This is a genomic window from Nocardia sp. CNS-044 (assembly GCF_059570515.1).
Map to the genome: position 1 here is coordinate 250,820 of NZ_JCANSX010000007.1, position 20,581 is coordinate 271,400.

At 70.0% G+C, this 20,581-nt stretch carries 20 protein-coding genes and 1 other RNA gene; 10 read left to right on the top strand and 11 right to left on the bottom strand.

Annotated features, from left to right (window positions below):
- Positions 1-78 precede the first annotated feature (78 nt).
- A complete protein-coding gene (locus T333_RS15850) occupies positions 79-351 on the top strand; it encodes an HPr family phosphocarrier protein (protein ID WP_357254641.1) in 273 nt (90 codons plus the stop codon).
- A gap of 6 nt (positions 352-357) precedes the next feature.
- On the opposite strand, the gene T333_RS15855 is transcribed toward T333_RS15850, so the two are convergent.
- The 3 genes from T333_RS15855 to T333_RS15865 form a co-directional block, all read right to left on the bottom strand.
- Complete coding sequence (locus T333_RS15855; protein ID WP_496424921.1) at positions 358-3,369, bottom strand: bifunctional [glutamine synthetase] adenylyltransferase/[glutamine synthetase]-adenylyl-L-tyrosine phosphorylase; 3,012 nt, start codon at positions 3,367-3,369, stop codon at positions 358-360.
- A 35-nt stretch (positions 3,370-3,404) separates the two neighbouring features.
- Entirely contained in the window at positions 3,405-4,745 is a 1,341-nt protein-coding gene (gene glnA / locus T333_RS15860; protein WP_496424922.1) for a type I glutamate--ammonia ligase, read from the bottom strand.
- Positions 4,746-5,050: 305 nt separating this feature from the next.
- Entirely contained in the window at positions 5,051-6,583 is a 1,533-nt protein-coding gene (locus T333_RS15865; RefSeq protein ID WP_496424923.1) for an alpha/beta hydrolase, read from the bottom strand.
- A 208-nt stretch (positions 6,584-6,791) separates the two neighbouring features.
- On the opposite strand from T333_RS15865, the gene panB reads away from it, so the two are divergent.
- The 4 genes from panB (at position 6,792) to T333_RS15885 (ending at position 10,091) form a co-directional block, all read left to right on the top strand.
- Positions 6,792-7,649, top strand: coding sequence for a 3-methyl-2-oxobutanoate hydroxymethyltransferase (gene panB / locus T333_RS15870; RefSeq protein ID WP_355000612.1), 858 nt, complete (start codon positions 6,792-6,794; stop codon positions 7,647-7,649).
- Between the two features lie 160 nt (positions 7,650-7,809).
- Positions 7,810-8,256, top strand: a complete 447-nt coding sequence (locus T333_RS15875; RefSeq protein WP_496424924.1) for a hypothetical protein — start codon at positions 7,810-7,812, stop codon at positions 8,254-8,256.
- Positions 8,256-9,218, top strand: coding sequence for a prolyl aminopeptidase (gene pip / locus T333_RS15880; RefSeq protein WP_357254849.1), 963 nt, complete (start codon positions 8,256-8,258; stop codon positions 9,216-9,218). Before T333_RS15875 ends, pip begins: the two co-directional genes overlap by 1 nt.
- A gap of 3 nt (positions 9,219-9,221) precedes the next feature.
- On the top strand, positions 9,222-10,091 hold the full coding sequence (locus T333_RS15885) for a CHAD domain-containing protein (protein WP_496424925.1): 870 nt from the start codon (positions 9,222-9,224) through the stop codon (positions 10,089-10,091).
- A 162-nt stretch (positions 10,092-10,253) separates the two neighbouring features.
- Here the strand turns inward: T333_RS15885 and T333_RS15890 are convergent, their stop codons facing one another.
- Positions 10,254-11,690, bottom strand: coding sequence for an RNB domain-containing ribonuclease (locus tag T333_RS15890; RefSeq protein ID WP_496424926.1), 1,437 nt, complete (start codon positions 11,688-11,690; stop codon positions 10,254-10,256).
- Between the two features lie 11 nt (positions 11,691-11,701).
- The gene (locus tag T333_RS15895) at positions 11,702-12,034 is read right to left on the bottom strand and encodes a hypothetical protein (protein WP_141812492.1); all 333 of its coding nucleotides are present in this window, start codon (positions 12,032-12,034) and stop codon (positions 11,702-11,704) included.
- Positions 12,035-12,450: 416 nt separating this feature from the next.
- Between T333_RS15895 and T333_RS15900 the strand changes: the two genes are divergently transcribed.
- Complete coding sequence (locus tag T333_RS15900) at positions 12,451-12,837, top strand: hypothetical protein (protein WP_355000616.1); 387 nt, start codon at positions 12,451-12,453, stop codon at positions 12,835-12,837.
- A gap of 113 nt (positions 12,838-12,950) precedes the next feature.
- Here the strand turns inward: T333_RS15900 and rnpB are convergent.
- Positions 12,951-13,366, bottom strand: an RNA gene (gene rnpB / locus T333_RS15905) — RNase P RNA component class A.
- A 64-nt stretch (positions 13,367-13,430) separates the two neighbouring features.
- Between rnpB and T333_RS15910 the strand changes: the two genes are divergently transcribed.
- Both T333_RS15910 and T333_RS15915 read left to right on the top strand, forming a co-directional pair.
- Positions 13,431-14,318: an alpha/beta hydrolase gene (locus T333_RS15910; RefSeq protein WP_355000617.1), complete on the top strand. Its 888-nt coding sequence runs from the start codon at positions 13,431-13,433 to the stop codon at positions 14,316-14,318.
- Between the two features lie 144 nt (positions 14,319-14,462).
- Positions 14,463-14,981: a TrmH family RNA methyltransferase gene (locus T333_RS15915; RefSeq protein WP_357254623.1), complete on the top strand. Its 519-nt coding sequence runs from the start codon at positions 14,463-14,465 to the stop codon at positions 14,979-14,981.
- Between the two features lie 156 nt (positions 14,982-15,137).
- On the opposite strand, the gene T333_RS15920 is transcribed toward T333_RS15915, so the two are convergent.
- Positions 15,138-15,458 (bottom strand): hypothetical protein, encoded by a 321-nt coding sequence (locus T333_RS15920; RefSeq protein ID WP_357254621.1) that lies wholly within the window; start codon positions 15,456-15,458, stop codon positions 15,138-15,140.
- 87 nt (positions 15,459-15,545) lie between these two features.
- Here T333_RS15920 and T333_RS15925 point away from each other — a divergent pair, with 87 nt between their 5' ends.
- A complete protein-coding gene (locus T333_RS15925; protein ID WP_496424927.1) occupies positions 15,546-16,130 on the top strand; it encodes an NUDIX hydrolase in 585 nt (194 codons plus the stop codon).
- 198 nt (positions 16,131-16,328) lie between these two features.
- Here the strand turns inward: T333_RS15925 and T333_RS15930 are convergent, their stop codons facing one another.
- Both T333_RS15930 and T333_RS15935 read right to left on the bottom strand, forming a co-directional pair.
- Positions 16,329-16,841 (bottom strand): SgcJ/EcaC family oxidoreductase, encoded by a 513-nt coding sequence (locus tag T333_RS15930; RefSeq protein ID WP_496424928.1) that lies wholly within the window; start codon positions 16,839-16,841, stop codon positions 16,329-16,331.
- Positions 16,838-17,242 (bottom strand): hypothetical protein, encoded by a 405-nt coding sequence (locus tag T333_RS15935; RefSeq protein ID WP_496424929.1) that lies wholly within the window; start codon positions 17,240-17,242, stop codon positions 16,838-16,840. The genes T333_RS15930 and T333_RS15935 overlap by 4 nt, the downstream gene beginning before the upstream one ends.
- 108 nt (positions 17,243-17,350) lie before the next feature.
- On the opposite strand from T333_RS15935, the gene T333_RS15940 reads away from it, so the two are divergent.
- Positions 17,351-18,265, top strand: coding sequence for a helix-turn-helix domain-containing protein (locus T333_RS15940; protein ID WP_496424930.1), 915 nt, complete (start codon positions 17,351-17,353; stop codon positions 18,263-18,265).
- Here T333_RS15940 and T333_RS15945 read toward each other — a convergent pair.
- Positions 18,179-18,868, bottom strand: coding sequence for a chymotrypsin family serine protease (locus T333_RS15945; protein ID WP_355001137.1), 690 nt, complete (start codon positions 18,866-18,868; stop codon positions 18,179-18,181). The genes T333_RS15940 and T333_RS15945 overlap by 87 nt on opposite strands.
- A 287-nt stretch (positions 18,869-19,155) precedes the next feature.
- Entirely contained in the window at positions 19,156-20,544 is a 1,389-nt protein-coding gene (locus T333_RS15950) for a bifunctional RNase H/acid phosphatase (protein ID WP_496424931.1), read from the bottom strand.
- Positions 20,545-20,581: the final 37 nt, after the last annotated feature.

Consider the following 20,581-nt stretch of genomic DNA (forward strand, 5'->3'; position numbering starts at 1 on the left):
GAAACCTTTCGCGCCGCATAACGCCACAGGATCCGCACAATTCCTACACTGGCGGCATCATCGCGGAAGGGGTTGCAGATGTACGTCGAAGAATTCACGGCCGCCGGGCCGCTGTCCGCCGACGAAGCCCAGGAACTCGCGGACATCGCGGGTCGCTACAGCTCGCGCATCACCGTCAGCTGCGGCGGGCGCGACGTGCACGCGCTGGTCCTGCCGGTCGCATGGGACGAGCTGCCGATGACCGCTGGCAGCCGGGTGACGGTGACAGTGGAGGGAGGACGGCAGGGACCGGAGGAGGACCGCCAGGCCCTGCGCGATTTCGTCTGCCGGATGCAGCACGTCGACGAGTGACCTGCGTCAGGCCCCGAAGACCCTCTCCACCACCGCTTTCGCCCGCCGCGTGACCCGCATGTAGTTGTCCAGGAACTCGCTGCCGTCGTCGTTGCGCCACCCCGCCACGCGCGCGACCGCCGAGAGCAGACGCCCCGGGCCGGGGAGCTGATCGGTGGCCTTGCCGCGCACCAGGACCAGCGCGTTGCGGGCCTTGGTCGCGGTGAGCCAGGCGTCGCGCAGCAGCGCCACGTCCTCGGCGTCGAGCAGCTTGGTCTCCTCGATCACGTCGAGCGATTGCAGTGTGGAGGTGTTGTGCAGCGCGGGCACCTCGTGGGCGTGGCGCAGCTGCATGAGCTGCACGGTCCATTCGATATCGGCCAGACCGCCGCGACCCAGCTTGGTGTGCGTCGCGGGGTTCGCGCCGCGGGGCAGACGTTCGGAATCGACCCTGGCCTTGATGCGGCGGATCTCGCGCACCGCCTCGGCGGAGACGCCGCCCACCGGGTAGCGCACCTTGTCGATGACGTGCAGGAAGCGCAACCCGAGTTCCTGATCGCCCGCGATCTGGTGGGCGCGCAGCAGCGCCTGTACCTCCCACGGCTGCGCCCACTGCTCGTAGTAGGCGCGATAGGCGGCGAGGGTGCGCACCAGCGCGCCGTTGCGGCCCTCCGGTCGAAGGCCCGCGTCGACGTGCAGCGGCGGGTCGGTGCTCGGTGCGCCGAGCAGGCGCTGCACCTTCTCGGCGACGCCGATGGCCCATTTGACGGCCTTGGTCTCGTCCTCGCCCGGACGCGGGTCGCAGACGAACAGCACGTCGGCGTCGGAGCCATAACCGAGCTCCATACCGCCGAGCCTGCCCATGCCGATCACCGCGAAATCGGCGGGCGCCGGCGCGCCGGTCTCCGCCTCACTCGCTCGGATCACCGCCGCCAGCGATGCTTCCAGCACCGCAACCCACACCGAGGACAGGGCACGGCACACCTCAGGGACCTCGAGCATGCCGAGCAGATCCGCCGACGCGACCCTCGCCAGTTCGTGGCGGCGCAGCGAACGGGCAGCCGCCACAGCGCGTTTCGGATCCTCGTAGCGGGCGGCCGCGGTGAGGATGCCGCGCGCGACGTCTTCCGGCTGCGGTCCGAGCAGCAGCGAGCCGCCGGGACCGTCGGCGTACATGCGAATCGTTTCCGGTGCGTTGATCAGCAGATCGGGCAGGTACTCGGAGGATCCGAGCACGATCATCAGCCGCTGCGCGATCGCGCCCTCGTCGCGCAGTTCACGCAGGAACCAGATCTGGTCGTCCAGCCCTTCCGACACTCGGCGATAGGCGAGCAGGCCCGCGTCGGGATTCGGTGTGTCGCCGAGCCATTCGAGCAGGGTGGGCAGCAGCAGCGCCTGGATGCGGCCCTTGCGGGAGACCCCGCCGGTGAGCGCCTTGAGGTGGCCGAGGGCATTCTCCGGCGCCGCGTAACCCAGCGCGGCCAGCTGCCGGATCGCGGCGTCCGGGCTCAGCCGCAGCGCGGCGGAGTCCATCCGCGCGACCGCGTCCAGCAGCGGACGGTAGAATAGCTTCGCGTGTAATCGACGCACCCGCACGGCATTTCGGCGGATCTCGGAGGCCAGCACGCCGACCGCGTCCTGCCTGCCGTCGGGACGGATGTGCGCGGCGCGGGCCAGCCAGCGCATCCCCTCCTCGTCGTCGGCCGCGGGCAGCGTGTGGGTGCGCTTGAGCCGCTGCAACTGGAGGCGGTGTTCGAGCAGGCGCAGGAATTCGTAGGAGGCGGTGAGGTTCGCGGCGTCGTCCCTGCCGACGTAACCGCCCGCGGCGAGCGCGGTCAACGCCTCGACGGTGCCCTGCACGTGCAACGACTCGTCCACCCGGCCGTGCACCAATTGCAGGAGTTGCACGGCGAATTCGACGTCGCGCAGGCTGCCGTGGCCGAGCTTCAGTTCGCGCTCGCGCAGGTCGGCGGGGACCAGGTCTTCCACGCGGCGGCGCATCGCCTGCACGTCGGCGACGAAATCGGGCCGCTCCGAGGCGGTCCAGACCATCGGCATCACCGCGTCCCGGTACTGATGTCCGAGTTCGAGGTCGCCGGTCATCGGCCGGTTCTTCAACAGCGCCTGGAACTCCCAGGTGCGCGCCCATCGCTTGTAGTAGGCGATATGCGATTCCAGGGTGCGCACCAGCGCGCCCTGCTTGCCCTCCGGGCGCAGCGCCGCGTCCACCTCGAAGAAGGCGAGGCTGCCCACGCTCATCGTCTCGGCGGCCAGCCGGGTCGCGGTGGCGTCGGCGGGTTCGGCGACGAACACCACGTCCACGTCGCTGACGTAATTCAGTTCGCACGCACCGCTTTTGCCCATCGCGATCACGGCGAGCCGGACGGGGCACGGCCCGTCCTTGCAGACCCGCGCGACCGCGACCGCGAGCGCCGCGGTGAGCGCCGCGTCGGCCAGATCGGTGAGATGCCTGCCGACGGTCTGATACGGCAGCACCGGCTCGTTCTCGACGGTGGCGGCCAGATCCAGCGCGGCGAGCAGCATCAACTGGTCTCGGTAGCGCCTGCGCAGCAGCGCCACCGCTTCGGGTCCGGCGATCCCAGCCCGAAACAACATGGGGCCCGCGTAGGGCCCTTCCTCGGGCACCGCGTCGACGGCGTCGAGCAGATCCGCGAGGATTTCCTCGCGCTTCGGCAGGTCCCCGCGGCGCAGCAGCTGCCACGAGGCGGGCTCGGCCACCATGTGGTCGCCGAAGGCGCTCGACGAGCCGAGCAGCGCGAAAAGCCTGCCGCGCAAGGACTTATCGGTGCGCAGCGCGGAATCCACTGCGGCCCAGTCGCTTCCGAGCCCCTCGCGGAGGCGCATCAGGGTGCTCAGTGCCAAGTCGGCATCGGGCGCCCTGGACAACGACCAGAGAACCGGGATACTTTCGACGTTGTCCCAGCCCAATTCGCGCAGCGAGGCTGCGGCCGTCGGCTCGAGCAATCCGAGCCGACCGACACCGGGAACAGCGGAGCGCGCAGACGGTGGCCGGACCATAGTCTTAAACTACATGCCCCGGCCGCGCGTCTATGTCACAGTCCGAGGTACTCCTCGAGCTCGAACGGGGTCACCTGGCTGCGGTAGTCGGCCCACTCCCGGCGCTTGTTGCGCAGGAAGAAGTCGAAGACGTGCTCGCCGAGGGTTTCGGCGACCAGCTCCGAGCGCTCCATCGCCTGCAGCGCCTCGTCAAGGGTGCCAGGCAGCTCGCGGAAGCCCATCGCGCGCCGCTCGGCGGTGGTCAGCGCCCACACGTCGTCCTCGGCCTCCGGCGGCAGGTTGTAGCCCTTCTCGATGCCGCGCATACCCGCGGCGAGCAGCACCGCGAATGCCAGGTAGGGGTTGCAGGCGGAATCTGGGCTGCGGATCTCGACGCGCCGCGAGGACGACTTGTTCGGCGTGTACATCGGCACGCGCACCAGCGCCGAGCGGTTCGACCGGCCCCAGGAGGCCGCCGTCGGGGCCTCGCCGCCGTGGATGAGCCGCTTGTAGGAGTTCACCCACTGGTTGGTGATCGCGCTGATCTCGGGCGCGTGCTCCAGGATGCCCGCGATGAACGCGCGGGCGGTCTCGGAGAGGTTGATCGGGTCGTCGGGGTCGGCGAAGGCGTTGTTCTCGCCCTCGAACAGGCTCATGTGCGTGTGCATCGCCGAGCCCGGGTACTGCGCGAACGGCTTGGGCATGAAGGTGGCGCGCACGCCCTCGTCGATGGCCACTTCCTTGATCAGGTAGCGGAAGGTCATCACGTTGTCGGCCATGGACAGCGCGTCGGCGTAGCGCAGGTCGATCTCCTGCTGACCGGGCGCGCCCTCGTGGTGGCTGAACTCCACCGAGATGCCCATCGACTCCAGCGCATCGATCGCGTGGCGCCGGAAGTTGGGGGCCGAGTCGTGCACCGCCTGGTCGAAGAAGCCGCCGGAGTCGGCGGGCTCGGGCGGCGTGCCGTCCTGCGGGCCGTTCTTCAGCAGGAAGAACTCGATCTCGGGGTGCACGTAGCAGCTGAACCCGACATCGCCCGCCTTGTTCAGCTGCCGCCGCAGCACGTGGCGCGGGTCGGCCCAGGACGGCGAACCGTCGGGCATGGTGATGTCGCAGAACATGCGCGCGGAGTGCTGGTGGCCCTTGCTGGTGGCCCAGGGCAGCACCTGGAAAGTGGAAGGATCCGGACGCGCGACCATATCGGCCTCCGACACCCGGGCGAAGCCCTCGATGGCCGAGCCGTCGAAGCCGATACCCTCCTCGAAGGCGCCCTCGAGCTCGGCGGGAGCGATGGCGACGGACTTCAGGTAGCCCAAGACATCGGTGAACCAGAGCCGCACGAAGCGGATGTCCCGCTCTTCGAGCGTCCGCAGCACGAATTCCTTCTGGCGATCCATGTCCGCGAGCGTAAGCACCTGGCGTTAAATCCGTGTTACGTACGGCCTCGGGATTGCGTTTCGGGTCCGCGAGGGGCCGTTCGGGACGAAGTTCGCAGGCGTGCGGACCGGTCGGTGAGCAGTCTCCCGGGATTCGGCGTTCGCCGGGACGTTCGCCGCCGATCGTTCCGGAAGTGCTGTAGCGACAACGTCTGCGGGTGCGCACGGAACAGTATGACCACCGATCTCCGTTCGCACCGGACACCCCCGGCGACTTCGGTGCGGCCGCCGACCGGCACCGAGGGTGGCGACAAGTCGACTTGACGTCAGCAGGTCAGGCCGGGCGCGGGAACCTTCAGATCGACCAGGTAGGCGATCACGGCGGAGTCGAGGCACTGGTTGCCCGCCACCAGCGCGGCGGTGTGGCGGTTGCCGTTGAAGGTGATCAGCGCGGCGTCCAGCTGGGCGGCCAGGTCGACGCCCGCCTGGTACGGCGTGGCCGGGTCGTCGGTCGTCGAGACCACCACGACCTTCGGCAGACCTTCGACGGCGATCCGGTGCGGGTTGCCGCTGTTGGGCACCGGCCAGCTCGAGCACAGCTCCAGCGGGGCCTGGCCGGTGCCGCGGCCGTCGTCGAGGAACGGGGCGGCCTTGCGGTACTCGGTGTCCTGGCGGCCCGCGACCGCCGGATCGGTGACCCGCGGATCGTCGACGCAGCGGATGGCGTTGAAGGCGTCCTGGGTGTTGTTGTAGGTGCCGTCGTCGCGGCGGCCGTCGTACATGTCGGCCAGTTGCAGGAGGGTGTCGCCGCGGCCGTCGCGCAGTTCGTCCAGGCCGAGGGTCAGCACCTGCCACAGGTCGTCGGAGTAGAGCGTCTGGGTGACGCCGGTCATGGCGTCGTTGTAGCTGAGACCGCGCGGGTCGGTGGTCTCGGCGGGCCTGTCCACAAGCGGGTTCACCAGGTCGCGGAAACGGGCCACGGCCTGGGCCGGGTCGGTGCCGAGCGGGCAGTCCGGTTCGGTCGCGCAGGCCTGGGCGTAAGCGTCGAACGCGGTCTGGAAGCCCGCCGCCTGGCGCAGCGACTCCTGGACCGGATCCTGCGAGGAGTCGACCGCGCCGTCCAGCACCAGCGCCCGCACCCGGTCCGGGAACTTCTCCGCGTACAGCGAGCCGAGCTTGGTGCCGTACGAGTAGCCGAGGTAGGTCAGTTTCGGGTCGCCGAGCACCGCCCTGATCACGTCCATGTCCTGGACCACCTCGCGGGTGCCGACGTGCGCGAGCAGCTCGTCACCGGTGCGCTCGACGCACTTGTCCGCGTACTCCTTGTTCTCCGCCTCCGAGGCCGCGATGCCTTCGGGCGTGTTGTCCTCGGGGCGCTCGGCGCGCTCCGCGTCGGCCTCCTGCGGCGTCAGGCACGCGATGGCGGGCGTCGACGCGCCGACACCGCGTGGATCGAACCCGACCCGGTCGAAGCGCTCCGACAGCGGGGTCCGATTCGCGATGCTCGACATCGACAACCCCGACACCCCGGGCCCGCCCGGATTCATCAGCAGCGAACCGATCTTGGCCCCCGACGCGGGCACCTTGCTCAGCGCGACCTGCGCCGTCGGCCCCGCCGGATCCGCGTAATCCACCGGCACCGTGATCCGTGTGCACTGCGCGTTCGGCGGAAACCGATCATCCGCACTCGCGAACCCCGCGCACTCCCCCCACTCCGGCGTCTGCTGGTAGAACCGCTCCAACCCGGCCTGCGGTGCGGGCATCGGCCCCCGCGGCTCCGCGCGCTCGATCGCGCACCCGGCCGCGACCATGCTCAGCACCGCCGCCACCAGCACACCACGCCCACGCCGCAATCCCATACTCCGATCCTGCCAGGAGGGGTTGCCGAGCGGTTTCTCCCCCATCCGCGAACAGCGGCCATGTGCGCCCGAACCACCGCACGTCGCTGTGACCAATCGCACCGATCGACGCCCTTAAGCGACCGCCGAGACGGGTGGCACACTGGAACCGTCAGAAGACCCGGGGACCCGGCCAGGGCCTCGAGGCGACAACACGAAAGGGACGATGATGTCCGTATCCGATGCGGAAACCCCTGCCTACGGCGCGGCTCCGGCCGAGACCAAGAAGGCGCGGCGCAAGACGCGTGTCCCCCACCTTCAGCAGATGAAGGCCGACGGTGAGCGCTGGGCGATGCTCACCGCCTACGACTATTCCTCCGCGCGCCTGTTCGAAGAGGCGGGCATCCCCGTACTGCTGGTCGGCGACTCGGCCGCCAACGTGGTGTACGGCTACGACACCACCGTGCCCATCACCGTGGACGAGTTGATCCCGCTGGTGCGCGGCGTGGTGCGCGGCGCACCGCACGCGCTGGTGGTGGCCGATCTGCCGTTCGGCACCTACGAGTCCTCCCCGCAGCAGGCGCTGGCGACCGCGACGCGGTTCATGAAGGAGGGCCTCGCGCACGCGGTCAAGCTCGAGGGCGGCGAGCGAGTCGCCGAGCAGATCGCGCTGATCACCTCGGCCGGTATTCCGGTGATGGCGCACATCGGCTTCACACCGCAGAGCGTCAACACTCTCGGCGGTTTCCGGGTGCAGGGCCGCGGCGACGGCGCCGAGCAGCTCATCGCCGACGCCATCGCGGTGCAGGAGGCGGGCGCGTTCTCCGTGGTCATGGAGATGGTTCCCGCCGAGCTGGCCGGGCAGGTCACCCGCAAGCTGACCATCCCGACCGTGGGCATCGGCGCGGGCGCCGACTGCGACGCCCAGGTGCTGGTCTGGCAAGACATGGCGGGTTACACCAGCGGCAAGACCGCCAAGTTCGTCAAGCGCTTCGCCGAGGTCGGCGACCAATTGCGCTCCGCGGCAGCGGCTTACGCCGACGAGGTGCGCCGCGGAACGTTCCCCGGACCCGAACACAGCTTCTGATCGAATGACCGGTCGAGCGGCGCGGACCGCCTGTCCCGCCGCTCGATTCGTTGTAGGCGGCGCTCCTGCGTCGGGCGGCGCGGGAACGAGCGGTGCGGGCCGCGCGCGGCAAACAATGGCAGACTCGATGCCGACATTCTCGACACGAGCAGAGGTACCGATGCCGCACAGCCGTTGGATTTTCCGCAGCACCTCGCTGGTGGTCGCCGCGTTCGCCGCCGCGACACTGGCCGCGTGCGGGACGAACGGGAACCCCGAGCCCACCGGTAGCACGGGATCGACCACCTCGGCGCCCACGTCGGCGACCACGACCGTCCAGGCCACCAGCACCCAGAAGCCGACCCCGACGGTCACCGACGCCGCCGCCACACAGTTGTGCGACGCGATCCGCCCCGAGCTGTCCAACTTCCGGGTGCAGGGCCCCACGCTGGGCCGGGTCGGCCTCAACCTGATCGTGCACCCGTGGGGCCTGCAGAACGGCATCGACGTGCTCGGCAACAAGGCCGTCGTCGACACCGTCACCACCAAGAGCTGCCCGGACGTGCGCCAGCAGGCCATCGAGGCGCTCCAGACGCCGGACCTGGCCTCGATCATCGTCGGCCTGTGATGCGCACCCTGTATCCCCCGATCGAGCCGTACGAGTCGGGCATGCTCGACGTCGGCGAAGGTCAGTCGGTGTACTGGGAGGTCAGCGGCAATCCCGAGGGAAAGCCGGTGGTGTTCCTGCACGGCGGCCCCGGCGGCGGCACCGCGCCGTTCCACCGGCAGTTCTTCGACCCGTCGGCCTACCGCATCGTGCTGTTCGACCAGCGTGGCTGCGGCCGGTCCACCCCGCACATCGCCGACGGCGCCGATCTCGCGCTCAACACGACCTGGCACCTGGTCGCCGACATCGAGGCGCTGCGCGAACATCTCGGCGTCGCCCGCTGGCAGGTCTTCGGCGGCTCGTGGGGCTCCACGCTGGCGCTGGCGTACGCGCAGAAGCATCCGGAGCGGGTCACCGAACTGGTGCTGCGCGGCATTTTCCTGTTGCGACGCAAGGAGATCGACTGGTACTACAACGGCGCCGCGGGCTACGTCTACCCGGACGAGTGGGAGAAGTTCCTCGCGCCGGTGCCGGAGGCCGAGCGCGACGGGGATCTGGTGGAGGCCTATCACCGGCTGCTGCACTCCCCCGATCCCGAGGTGGCGACGGCCGCCGCGATCGCGTGGTCGGTGTGGGAGGGTTCCACCAGTTCGCTGTTGCCCCATCCGGATCGGGTCGCCGAGACCGGCGAGCCGCGGTTCGCGCTGGCCTTCGCGCGCATCGAGAACCACTACTTCCGGCACGGCGGTTTCCTGGAAGAAGGGCAGCTGCTTCGTGATGTGGACGCGATCTCGCACCTGCCGGTCGTCATCGTGCAGGGTCGCCACGACATCGTCTGCCCGGCCGTGAGCGCCTGGGATCTGCACCGCGCCTGGCCCGGCTCGCAGCTGCACATCGTCGACGACGCGGGGCACGCGGCCAACGAGCCCGGCATCGTCGACCGGCTGGTGCGCGCCACCGACGGCTTCGCGAAGGTGGGCTGAGCCGTGGCGGCCGCTGCCGGAGAAGCCCTGATCGCCGCGCTGCGGGACGACGTCGACCGGTTGCTGGCCGCCGAGCCCGAGGTGCGTGCGGACGCACCGGATTCGGTGCACCAGATGCGGGTCGCCACCCGACGGCTGCGCAGCGTACTCCGGTCGTATCGCGGCGTGTTCGAGAAGGCTCCGGCGGCCGAGATCGGCGCGGAGCTGAAGTGGCTGGCTACCCTCCTCGGCGTCGCCCGTGACGCGGAGGTGCGGGCCGACCGCTTCGCCGACCTGCTCGACGAGCAGGGCGAGGAAGTGCCGGAGGTGGTCGCCGAGCGCCTGGTCGGCGCCGAACGCGCACGCTACGACGCCGCGCACGCCGAGGTGCTCACCGCACTCGACACCGACCGCTATCGCGCGTTGCGCGAGCGACTGACCCGCTGGCGCACCGACCCGCCACTGCGCCCCGCCCGCGCCGCGGCGCCCGCCGCCGACTTCTTCGGCGTCGTGCTGCTGCGCGACCACGAACGGGTGGCGGCGCTCATCCGGCACGAGCCGACGGTGCCCGGTCCGGAACGCATCGAGGCGCTGCATGATATTCGCAAGAGCGCCAAGCGTTTACGCTATTCGTGCGAGGCCGCCGAACAGGTCATCGGCGAGTCCGCCGCCGATCTCGGCGGTCGCGCCAAGCGCCTGCAAACCGTGCTCGGCGACCACCGCGACGCGGTCGAATCCGGCGCGGCGATCATCGAGCGCGCGGCGGAAGCCGAGGCCGCCGGCGAGGACATGGACGTCTATCGCCGTCTCACCGTCGCGGAGAACGCCGCGGCCGACCGCGCCCTTGCCCGCTACCCTGAAGCCGCCGAAGCACTTTCGACCAGCCTCTGGTGACTTCGTGACTCCGGCGCGCGCCGCGGTGACAGCGGCTGCGTAGCAGGCAAACCGTCTGCGAAGGAACAGCGACTGCGCAGAGCGCGAACGGTCCGCGAGGGGACAACGACTGCGCAGGGCGCTGAAGGCCCGTGACGGCGTCGGTGAACGCGCTGCGAGCAGTCAAGCGGGGAAGGCGAAGCCGACCTTGCGGGTGACCGGGTCGGCGGAGACGAGCCGCACGCGGACGGACGCGCCTTCCTTCGGGCTGCCGGTGCAGGGTCCGAGCACCGGAGGGTCGGCGATGAAGACCACCGCGGGCCGGTTGCCGTTGGCCTCGCGGATGACGACCGCGTCGAACACGGCGTCGGGTCGTTGGGCGAGCAGGCTGGCCTCGGTGAGGTCGATGCAGGCGCGGTCCACCTTGCCCGAGACGCCGTCGGTGCGCTTCATGGTGTCGGCGGTCGGCTCGAGCCCGTCCCGAACCCATTGCGGCACCGGGGTTCCCGCACAGTGGGCCAGGCAGATCTCGGTGGCGAAGCGGTCGGCGAGGCGGCGCAGCGGAGCGGTCACGTGCGCGTAGGGCGCGCCGATCCCGCTGTGCGCCAGAATCTCCGGCGTCGACCCGTTCACCACGGTGTACGCGGCGCCGCGCAGCAGGCCGGTGGCCTCCGACATGAGCACGAGTGCGGCGGGACTATTGGGATCGAGTCCGGCCAGCATGCGGCCGACCGGCTGATCCGCGGGCCAGGCCACCGCCAGCGCGGCGGCGGTGCGGCGCATGGAGGCGATGGCGGATTCGGAGGGCTGCGGCATGGTGCGCAGCAGGCCGATCCGCCGCCCGTCGGTATCGGCGCCGTCGAGCATGATGCGCGCCGCGCACATGCCGGTCAGTAGGGAGACCTGCTCGTTCCAGTCGTCGGCCGCGGTGCGCGGCTCCACGACGAGCCGCCAATGCCCGTCGTTCGCGTCGTCGCGGATGACGCTCTGAGCGGGCAGGCGCAGCCCGATCGCGCCGCGGGCCAGTCCGGCCTCGATGCGCCTCGTGCCGAATTCCGGCAGGGCCGCGATCGAGGGGTGCAGGGTGCCCGCGTCGGCGTCGGCTTGGACGCCCGCGTAGTCGAGTCGCGCGCGGGAGCGGACGGTCGCGCGCACCACCGAGTAGGTCAGCGGTTCGCAGTTCTCGTCCAGTTCGATGGTCCACAGGGCCGCGGGCCTGGTCTGGTCGGGCAGCAGGCTCGCCGCGCCCTCCGAGAGGACGGTCGGATGCAACGGCACCGTGCCGTCCGGGAGATAGAAGGTCTGGCCCCGGACGCCCGATTCTTTGGCGAGCGCTCCGTCGGGGGCGATCACGGCGCCGACGTCGGCGATCGCGTAGTGCAGTGTGAAGCGGGAGCCGGTGCGCTCCAGGTGCAGGGCCTGGTCGAGATCCAGGGCGCCCGGCGGGTCGATCGTCACCAGCTCGATGTCGGTGCGATCGATCCGGTCGCCCGCGAACGCGTCCACCGCGCCGCGGGCTTCCACGGTGGCCTCAACGGGGTACGCCGAGGCCAGACCGAATTCGGATCGGATGGCGCCGAAATCGACCGGCGCCGAGATGATCCGCTGGTGCAGTTCCACGTAGAAATACGTTACTGCAGTGCCAGCATCGTGCCGTTCAGCTCGTTGAACGGACCGAACACCGTGAACGTCACCCGCCCGGTCGGGTAGGTCGACGACAGGTCGGCCGCGGCGTCGAGCGCCTCACCGAACGACGCCGCCGACGGGTGCGGAAGACCGGCGAGCGTGCGGCCGAAATTGTTGTCGGCCACCCACCTGGTGTCGGCCGGGCTGAGATCGACCTGCACCCCGCCGGGAAGCGGAGTCACCGCGACCGCATTGGCGGACCCGGCGCCCAGCGCGGCGAAAACCGATGCGGCCCCGGCGATGAGCGCACCGGCGACCAATGAACGAACTACCCGCATAGAGTTGAGACCTGCTTCCGCAATCGAAGTATGAATGGCCCGCTGCTGCCCGGCATCGGGCCTGCCAACGGCGACTACTGTATGACGTCGGTCACGATCTAGGCCAGTTCCGTACAAATCGCCCGGCCCGACTCGTCGTGTCGCGATCGACTGCTACTGTTCGGGGCCGGTGCGGGCCGTGATCTCGCCGCCCATTCCGAAGTGACCCCGTACGTCGACAATTGGGAGTTATGCACTGATGTCATCGATCATCTTCGACTACCTGATGCCGCTGCTCGGCCCGGAGCAGGCCGCATACTGGGCGCAGGTCTTCATGGTCGATCCCACCTGATCTCACAAAGAACGCCACACGCCGGTCGCCTTCCGTTAACCGTACGGAAGGCGACTTTCGTCCGGTGCCGATAGCATCCGGCACCGTGAGAAGAACTTCCGCCGCGATCGCGGTCACTACCACCCTGTTCGCCCTGCTCATCGCGGGTTGCAGCAGCGACGACAAGGACACCGCCGCGGCGTCGTCCACCTCCGCCTCCCCCGCCGCTCAGCCCAGCGGCGCCGCCGTGCCCGACAGCGCCAAGGCCGGCATGTTCGTCGTGAGCTACCGCAGCGCCTTCCCGAAGCTGGCCGAGGGCCGCAGCGACGCGCAGATCGCGGAGATCTTCACCGCCACCTGCAAGGATCTCGAGGACGGCAAGGCCGAGGACGCCATCGTGCAGTCCACCGTCGACCGCACCAAGTCCGGCCCGACCGCCGCGAGCAAGGAAGAAGCCCAGGCCATCTTCACCACGGCCAAGTACCTCTGCTGAACCGCGCCGCCGATGCGGGCCCGGAGCCCAGGGCGCGGCCCGCATCCGGCGGTTCGACTTCGTTCCGTCGACGCCGATCCTCGCGGCTCGGCACGGGCCACCCGGGCGTGTGGCGGACGAGTTGGTCTGTAAGCCGGATCCTGTTCCCGGTTCGCACCGGGCGGCGACCATCCATCTGGGCACACCGTCGCCGGGTGCCTCGAGCGGCCCACCCGCAGGCTCGGGCGAGCAGCCCTCGAACGCCTGCGCAGCCGCACTCCGAGAAGTGCGACCTTCGACCTTGCTCCGGGCGGGGTTTACCGAGCCGCCCCGGTCACCCGGGGCGCTGGTGCGCTCTTACCGCACCGTTTCACCCTCACCGCGCGTCCCCGAAGGGACACGGGCGGTCTGTTTTCTGTGGCACTGTCCCGCGGGTCACCCCGGGTTGCCGTTAGCAACCGCCCTGCTCTCTGGAGTCCGGACTTTCCTCGGCGACAGGCGGCGGCACCGAGGTGCCCGTTCCCATCGCCGCGGCCGCCCGACCAACTCGTCCGCGCGTGCCAGGATACTCCCCGGCAGGTGAGCGGCCGCTCGCGCCAGTACGGTTAGACGTCATGGAACGTCTCGAGGTCAGTTTTCCCTCAGGTGGCCAGCAATGCGCCGCCTGGCTGTACCCTCCCGCAGGCGTCCCCAAGCCCCGTCCGCTCGTGGTGATGGGGCATGGTCTGGGGGGCACGCGGGACATGGGTTTGGACAGGTACGCCCGTCGATTCGCCGCGGCGGGCATGGCCGTGCTGGTGTTCGACTACCGACATTTCGGTGCGAGCCAAGGTGATCCGCGCCAGTTGCTGAACATCGCGCGGCAGCGGGAGGACTGGCGGTCGGCCATCGCGTACGCGCGCACGCTGCGCGGCATCGACAAGACCCGAATCGCGCTGTGGGGCACCTCGTTCGGCGGCGGTCACGTGCTGACGGTGGCGCCGGAGGACGATTACATCGCCGCCGTGGTCGCCCAGGTGCCGTTCACCAGCGGGTGGGCTTCGGCATGGGCCAAGGGGCCGATCAGCATGACCAAGGTCGCCACCCTCGCCGCCACCGATCTGCTCATCGGGCCGTTGCGGCGCAAGCCGATTCGCGTCCGGCTGGCCGGGCGCAAGCGGTCCGCGGCGCTGATGAGCGCCACCGACGTGCCGGAGGGTTTCGGCAGGCTGGCCGAGGAGAGCGAGACCTACGACCCGAAAGTGGCCGCGCGCGTGGCCTTTCCCGCGCTCTTCGACTCACCGGGTCGGCATGCCAAGGCACTGAAGATGCCGGTGTTCTACGCGGTGGCCGACAACGATTCCATCGCGCCTGCCAAGCCCGCGTTGAAGGCGGCCGAACGCACCAAGCACGCGGTCGTGAAGCGTTATCCCGTCGGGCATTTCGACGTGTACTTCGACGACGTCTTCGAGCAGGCGGTCTACGACCAGACCGATTTCCTGGTCTCGGTACTGCGGCCGTGAGTCTCGTCCCCGGCGCACTTTCGGTGCGCCGGGGCGGGTATCGTTTCTGGAACCGGATTCCTTCTGCGATGGCCCCGGTGCGCCGCGAAGCATCGTCGTCATGAAACTCTCTGTCCCCCTTGGGAAGGGTCTTCCCGTCCACCGATGAGCGCCGCGCGGGTACGCACCCGCCCGGAACTGCGCCAGCAGCGGCGACAACGCGCGCACGGCTGCTGGAACCATCTGATCGCCGCGCCGCTGTGGCCCAAGCACGGCGCCAATCTCGGCACCCTGTTGCGCACCTGCGACGCCGTCGGCGCGTGCCTCGCCGTGCCGCGCCGCCCGTGGGTGCCCGACGCGTTGAATCAAGGAAACACGTTGCGCCACCGGCAGTGTGTGCACTGGGTGGACGGGCGCGTGGACCGCTGGCTGACTCGGCAACGGGCGGGCGGTTCGGCCGTGGTCGGTGTGGAGCTCACCGACGAATCCATCCGACTGGCCGATCTGCCGACGGCCCGCAAGCGCACGGTCATGGTGCTCGGCCACGAACTCGACGGGATTCCACCCGAGGGATTGGAGTTGCTCGATGTGGCGGTGGAGATCCCGATGGTGGGCACCGGGCACAGTTTGAACGTGGCGGTGGCGGGGTCGCTGGTGCTGTACAAGCTTGCGGGACTTTGCTGATGCACGATCGCGTGGGCGCAGGTGTCGGCCGCGTCGACGTGAGGTGCGCTGCGTTCGCCATCGACAAGCAGTCCGGCGCAGGGCAACCGGCGTGTCAGCGTGCGCGGCGCAGGGTCCGCCACAGGATGAGCAGACCCACGTGCGGTGACCGGTGCGTCAGCGTGAACGGCGCAGGGTCCGCCACAGGATGAGCAGCGCGGCGAGGGTGGCCAGCGCGAACGGAAGTGGCTGTTGGCGGACGGCGGCGGCGATGTCGCGACCGCGCTCGGCGACCGGTTCGGGCAGCGCCTCCTCGCCGTGCTCGGCCGCGTCGCGGACCCGGGTCCTCGCACGGTCCACCAGATCGGTCGCGGCGAGCGCGGCCGCCGCGCTGCGGTCCTCGGCGCGGTGTTTGGCGTCGGTGGCCTTGTCTTTGGCGGTGTCGACGAGGTCGTGCAGCTTGTCGGTGTCCGGGTCGGTGGGGCGTCGCGGGTCCATGGGTACCTCCTTGTCGCTTCGAGGTCGCGTACCCGGGTGGGGGCGGAACAAACAGGTTGTCGGTGCCCGCCGCTACAGTCGCGGGCCATGAACGCAGCGACTGCCGCGGTCGCCGAGACCGTCCGCGGGATCGACCCGTGCGACAAGCTCGAGCGCGAGGACATCGCGACGACCCTGGACTGGCTGGCGTCGACCGACGACGTGTTCCGCAGGGAGAAACCGGCGGTGCCACCGCGGCATCTGGTGGCGTACACGGTGCTGGTCGACCCGGCGTCGCGTGCGGTGTTCCTCGGACGGCATCGGCTGGCCGGTTTGTGGTTGCCGATGGGTGGTCATCTCGACCCCGGCGAGCATCCGTTCGACGCGGCCCGGCGGGAGGCGGGCGAGGAACTCGGTATCACCGCCGAATTCGACGTGGTGGGTTCCGCGCCGCTGTTCCTCACCGTGACCACGACCGTCGGGATCGGCGGTGGTCACGAGGACGTGAGCCTCTGGTATGTGATTCGCGGCGAGCGCACCCACGAGTACCGGCTCGACCCGCGGGAGTTCGCCGGTGGGCGGTGGTGGGATATCGACCGGTTCGCGGTTCCGGAGTCCGATCCGCATTTCGTCCGCTTCCTCACGAAGCTGGAAGCGGTCCTCGGACCGGACTCGGACCCCGTCCCGGCGTAGATCTTGGGCGATCGGCCGGGATCTACTCGGGTCGCCAGGTTGGCGAGAACCATACCCCCGCTCGCGAAGTCCCGCCTGATACCGACCGCGCGTCCCGCCTCGTCCATTAGGTCGACGGGGCAGGGCCTCGCGGTCGGTCGACGGCTGGGCGAGGGTCTCGGTCACCTCCCGCGTGACGAATCCTGACTGTGGCCGGTGTCAGGGTGCTCGCCAGATGCGGGTGTTCTGGAAGGACGTGAACAACCACTCTCCGTTCTCGCGCACTGCGATGCGGGTTTGGATCGAAAGGTCTTCCGGGCGGCAGGTATTCGCGCCATCCCGCAGCACACAGACGCCATTGGTGACCAGCACGGCCACATCCGGCGCCGGAAACCGGATCGTGGCTTCCCGCGGAGACGAGAGGCGCGTGCCCTTCATGAAGCCGTCGAATCCCTGCTGCATGACCTCGGCCAACTCGGCTCGGCCGCGGACGAATTCACCGATGACCGAGACGAAGTCGGCGTCCTCGGTGAACGTCGCGGCGAACGCCACACCGTCACCCGCGGCCCAGGCGGCGGCCTGTGCGGCCAGCAGTTCCAGCAATCGGCCTTCGTCCGCCGTATCCGTAGTGTTCGGTGCGGCGATCCCCGTGCGTTCCACCGAATCCGAGGACGCGGCCGTCGAACGCCCCGCCGCGCGCTTCGATGCACGCTCGGCATCCGGGGCGCTCACAGCGCGCCCCGTCGCAGCGCGTTGTATTCGGTCGCGGCGAAGGCGGCGACCACGGCGGCGCCGATCAGCATGAACACCACACCCAATCCGGTCAGCTCGAGAACCCCCGAGAACGCCAACGTCACCATTCCCACCGCCGACAGGGCATTCACCGCCACGACCGCCTTCGCGTGCCGCGCGCGGATCCGCGGATACCCCGCGATCAGCAGGAGTGCCAGCGCACCGCCCACCATCGCGACCCCGAACGGAATCGACCACGCCGTCGGCAGCCCGAGCGGGTCGCGCAGCGCGCCGGCTCCGCCCAGCATGACGACGCCGAACGCCCCGGTACTCCAGCCGTCGACGCGCACTGCGGTGCGCAACGGGTCGGCGGGTGGGGCGGCGAGTGCTGCCGTGCTCATGTCCATCTCCTGTCGGTCGATCGTGTCCGCCACCACGATGCCGGGGCGCGGTAAGCGTCTCAATAACCTCGGAGGTCATGCGCGCGAGGCGGTGGCTACCCTGCTGACGTGGAGAACGGTTCCCGGATCGGCCCGCTGCTGCGCGACTGGCGACAGCGCCGGCGGCTGAGCCAGTTGGATCTGGCGCTGGCCGCGGACAGCTCGGCCCGCCACGTGTCCTACCTGGAGAACGGTCGCGCGGCGCCGAGCAGGGCGATGGTGCTTCGGCTGTGCGAGGCGCTGGATGTGCCGCTGCGGGAACGCAATACGCTGCTGCTGGCCGCCGGTTTCGCGCCCGCCTACCGCGAGTCCAGCCTCGACGACGCCGAGCTGACCGCGGTGCGCTCGGCGGTGGCGACCATGCTCGCCGCGCACGAGCCCTACCCGGCGGTGGTGGTGGACCGGTGGTGGAATGTGGTCACCGGCAACTCCGCGATGTCGGTGCTCACGGCGGGCGTTCCGGAGCATCTGCTGACGCCGCGTCCCAACGTCTACCGGCTGGTGCTGCACCCGGACGGCCTGATCGCGCGGCTGGCCAATCCCGCACAGGTGCGCGAGCTGTTCCTGGAACGGCTGGGCCGCCAGGCGGACGCGACCGGCGACGAGCGCCTGCGCGCGCTGCACGACGAGGTGCTGAGCTACCCGGCGCCGCCCGATCCGGCGGCGGATCACGCGGCGCCGACGGGCCCGTTCCAGGTGCCGGTCCGGATCGAGACGCCGCTCGGTGAGATGGCGATGTTCAGCACGATGGCGACGTTCGGGGCGCCCGCGGACGTGACGCTCTCCGAGCTCGCCATCGAATTGTTCTACCCCCTGGACGAATTCACCGCCGCGGCCCTGCGCGGTCTGGGAGAGCAGCGCGGGGACGCGACGGTGAACGGTTCGGCCGGAAACGACTCAGATCGGACGGAATCCGGCGCCGACGCCACCGATGGCGTTGACGGCGGCGAGGATCACGTCGATCGGCGCGAAGAACGCCGGTGAGTGGATCGGGTTGGCCGCGGTGGTGCACGGCACGTCGAAGCCAATGCCCGCCAGGCCGGTCAGCCTGCCCTGGTTCATGCCGACCAGGCGGTCGCCGACCGTCACGGGACCGCCGGAGTCACCCGGCTTCGAGCAGGCCTGGTTCAAGGTGATGGTCTCGTCCAGGTTGCCCCAGACGACACCGCAGCCCGGGCCGCTGGTGCGACCGTTGGAGCACACGGTGGTGCCGGGACCCGGCGTCGGGCCGATCCCGTTGATCGTGGTGGCGCCGACCGTGCGAACCGGCGTCACCTTCGCCGGATCGAACTGCAACACAGCGAAATCCAGCCCCTCCCCGTTGTCGGAGTAGGCCACCACACCGACTCCGCCCACATCCAGCGCCGCCTCCGAGGCCAGCCGCGTACCGGCGGGCGCGCAGTGGCCCGCGGTGAGGCCCACCAGACGACCGGCGTTGTCGTGGCCGATGGCGGTGAGCGAGCACGCGGAGTTGTTCTCGAAGACGAGGCCGGAGCTTCCGCCCAGCACCGCACTCCCCGGAGCGGCCTGCGCGGCGCCCGAGACAGCGGCGCCCACACCCGCGACGACGGCCGTCACGGCCGCCATCCACCTGAATCTCACAGCAGAAACTCTCCTTCTCGAAAGACACGGGCCGACACTCGATTTCGATCGAGGAATCGACCCACCCCACACATCGTGCGGCATCGCACCGACATCAACGGTGACGCGATGCTCGTTCCGGCCCATTCCGCGCGAAGGCGGAGCGAACCGAGTACGCGTCCTCGGTCGACTGTCGGCTACCTCAGCGTTGGGGTAGCGGCCGGTGCGCGCAATGCGATGTGTGCCGCGCCACCGTACCCGGAGACGGCCGCCGATGCGTCGGTAAGGGGCGTTCAGGGCAGGTAGGAGGTGTCGTTGACCAGACGCACCGAGGACCCGCCGTCCGGGTAGAACTCCGCGATCGACAGCGACGCCAGATCCAGGTGCAGCCGGTACAGCAGCGACGGGCCCACCCCGAGCGCCAGCTGCAACAGCGTCTTGATCGGCGTCACGTGGCTGACCACCAGCACATTCCGGCCCGGATACAGCGCGACCAGGTCGCGGCGCACCGCCTCCACCCGTTCGCGCACCTCGTCGAAACTCTCCCCGCCTGGCGCCGCCACCGACGGGTCGCCGAGCCAGCGCGCGTGCAACTCTGGATCGCGTTGCGCCGCTTCGAGAAACGTCAGGCCCTCCCAGGCGCCGAAATCGGTCTCGATGAGCCCGTCGTGCGTGCGCACCGGCACATTCAGCGCGGCGCCCGCGGCCTCCGCGGTCTCCCGGGCGCGTCCGAGCGGCGAGCTCAGAACCGCGGCGATATCGCCTTTGGCCGCAATCATTTTCGCCGCGCGCGCGGCCTGTTCGCGACCGAGCGCAGTGAGCGGCGGGTTACCGCGGCCCGAATAGCGGCGTTGCACTGAGAGTTCGGTTTGGCCGTGGCGGAGCAGGAGCAGGCGGGTAGGGCGGCCGATCGCGCCGGTCCAGCCGGGGCTGCTGGAGGCGGCCTCGGTGTTCGCGGGGTCTACGCGAGCCTCTCGGACTTCGTCGATCCAGCTGGGGCCGTTCTGTTCGGCGCCGTGGGCGGAAGGCTCAGCGGCAGGGCCGCGATCACCGCTGGCTTGAAGCGCCGGGCGGTCGTGCGAGGTTTCCGCGGCGGCAGCGTGGTACACCGGGGCGTCTGGCTCGGCTACGGCGGCCGAACTCGCGGCGGCGTCCGCTTCCGACTCACCGTGCGCTGTGCCAACGGAGGTCCCCGCTGGCGCGCGACCGACAGTGTCGCGCAGCGGGGTCTCCTGTCCTGCCTCGCGGGCCGCCCGCACCTCGTCGACCAGGGTGGCGTCGTCCATCGCCTCGTTGGCCAGGCGGTCGGCGTGCGAGTTCTGGGCGCGCGGAATCCAGGTGAAGCCGACCCGGTCGAAGCCTGCGACCAGACGGCGAGCTCGATCGGCCAGCGGGATCATCGCCGCGTGCTTGACCTTCCAGCGGCCCGACATCTGCTCGACCACCAGCTTGGAATCCATCCGCACGTCCACCGTGCGCGCGCCCAGCTCGGCGGCGGCCTCCAGGCCTGCGATCAGCCCGCGATACTCGGCGACATTGTTGGTGGCGATGCCGAGGCTTTCCCGCCGTTCGGCGAGCACCGCGACGTGGTCGGCGGCGAAGACGACCGCACCGTAGCCAGCGGGGCCGGGGTTGCCGCGCGAACCACCGTCCGCCTCGACGATCACGTGCTCGTAACTCACCGGACCTCCTCGGCATCCGGACGATCGGACCCGCAGG

What these genes read in the sequence shown, in the direction of transcription:
- T333_RS15850 (WP_357254641.1), top strand. Translation starts at nt 79, where the DNA reads ATGTACGTCGAAGAATTCACGGCCGCCGGGCCGCTGTCCGCCGACGAA.
- T333_RS15855 (WP_496424921.1), bottom strand. Translation starts at nt 3,369, where the DNA reads ATGGTCCGGCCACCGTCTGCGCGCTCCGCTGTTCCCGGTGTCGGTCGG.
- glnA (WP_496424922.1), bottom strand. Translation starts at nt 4,745, where the DNA reads ATGGATCGCCAGAAGGAATTCGTGCTGCGGACGCTCGAAGAGCGGGAC.
- T333_RS15865 (WP_496424923.1), bottom strand. Translation starts at nt 6,583, where the DNA reads ATGGGATTGCGGCGTGGGCGTGGTGTGCTGGTGGCGGCGGTGCTGAGC.
- panB (WP_355000612.1), top strand. Translation starts at nt 6,792, where the DNA reads ATGTCCGTATCCGATGCGGAAACCCCTGCCTACGGCGCGGCTCCGGCC.
- T333_RS15875 (WP_496424924.1), top strand. Translation starts at nt 7,810, where the DNA reads ATGCCGCACAGCCGTTGGATTTTCCGCAGCACCTCGCTGGTGGTCGCC.
- pip (WP_357254849.1), top strand. Translation starts at nt 8,256, where the DNA reads ATGCGCACCCTGTATCCCCCGATCGAGCCGTACGAGTCGGGCATGCTC.
- T333_RS15895 (WP_141812492.1), bottom strand. Translation starts at nt 12,034, where the DNA reads ATGCGGGTAGTTCGTTCATTGGTCGCCGGTGCGCTCATCGCCGGGGCC.
- T333_RS15910 (WP_355000617.1), top strand. Translation starts at nt 13,431, where the DNA reads ATGGAACGTCTCGAGGTCAGTTTTCCCTCAGGTGGCCAGCAATGCGCC.
- T333_RS15915 (WP_357254623.1), top strand. Translation starts at nt 14,463, where the DNA reads ATGAGCGCCGCGCGGGTACGCACCCGCCCGGAACTGCGCCAGCAGCGG.
- T333_RS15920 (WP_357254621.1), bottom strand. Translation starts at nt 15,458, where the DNA reads ATGGACCCGCGACGCCCCACCGACCCGGACACCGACAAGCTGCACGAC.
- T333_RS15925 (WP_496424927.1), top strand. Translation starts at nt 15,546, where the DNA reads ATGAACGCAGCGACTGCCGCGGTCGCCGAGACCGTCCGCGGGATCGAC.
- T333_RS15935 (WP_496424929.1), bottom strand. Translation starts at nt 17,242, where the DNA reads ATGAGCACGGCAGCACTCGCCGCCCCACCCGCCGACCCGTTGCGCACC.
- T333_RS15945 (WP_355001137.1), bottom strand. Translation starts at nt 18,868, where the DNA reads ATGGCGGCCGTGACGGCCGTCGTCGCGGGTGTGGGCGCCGCTGTCTCG.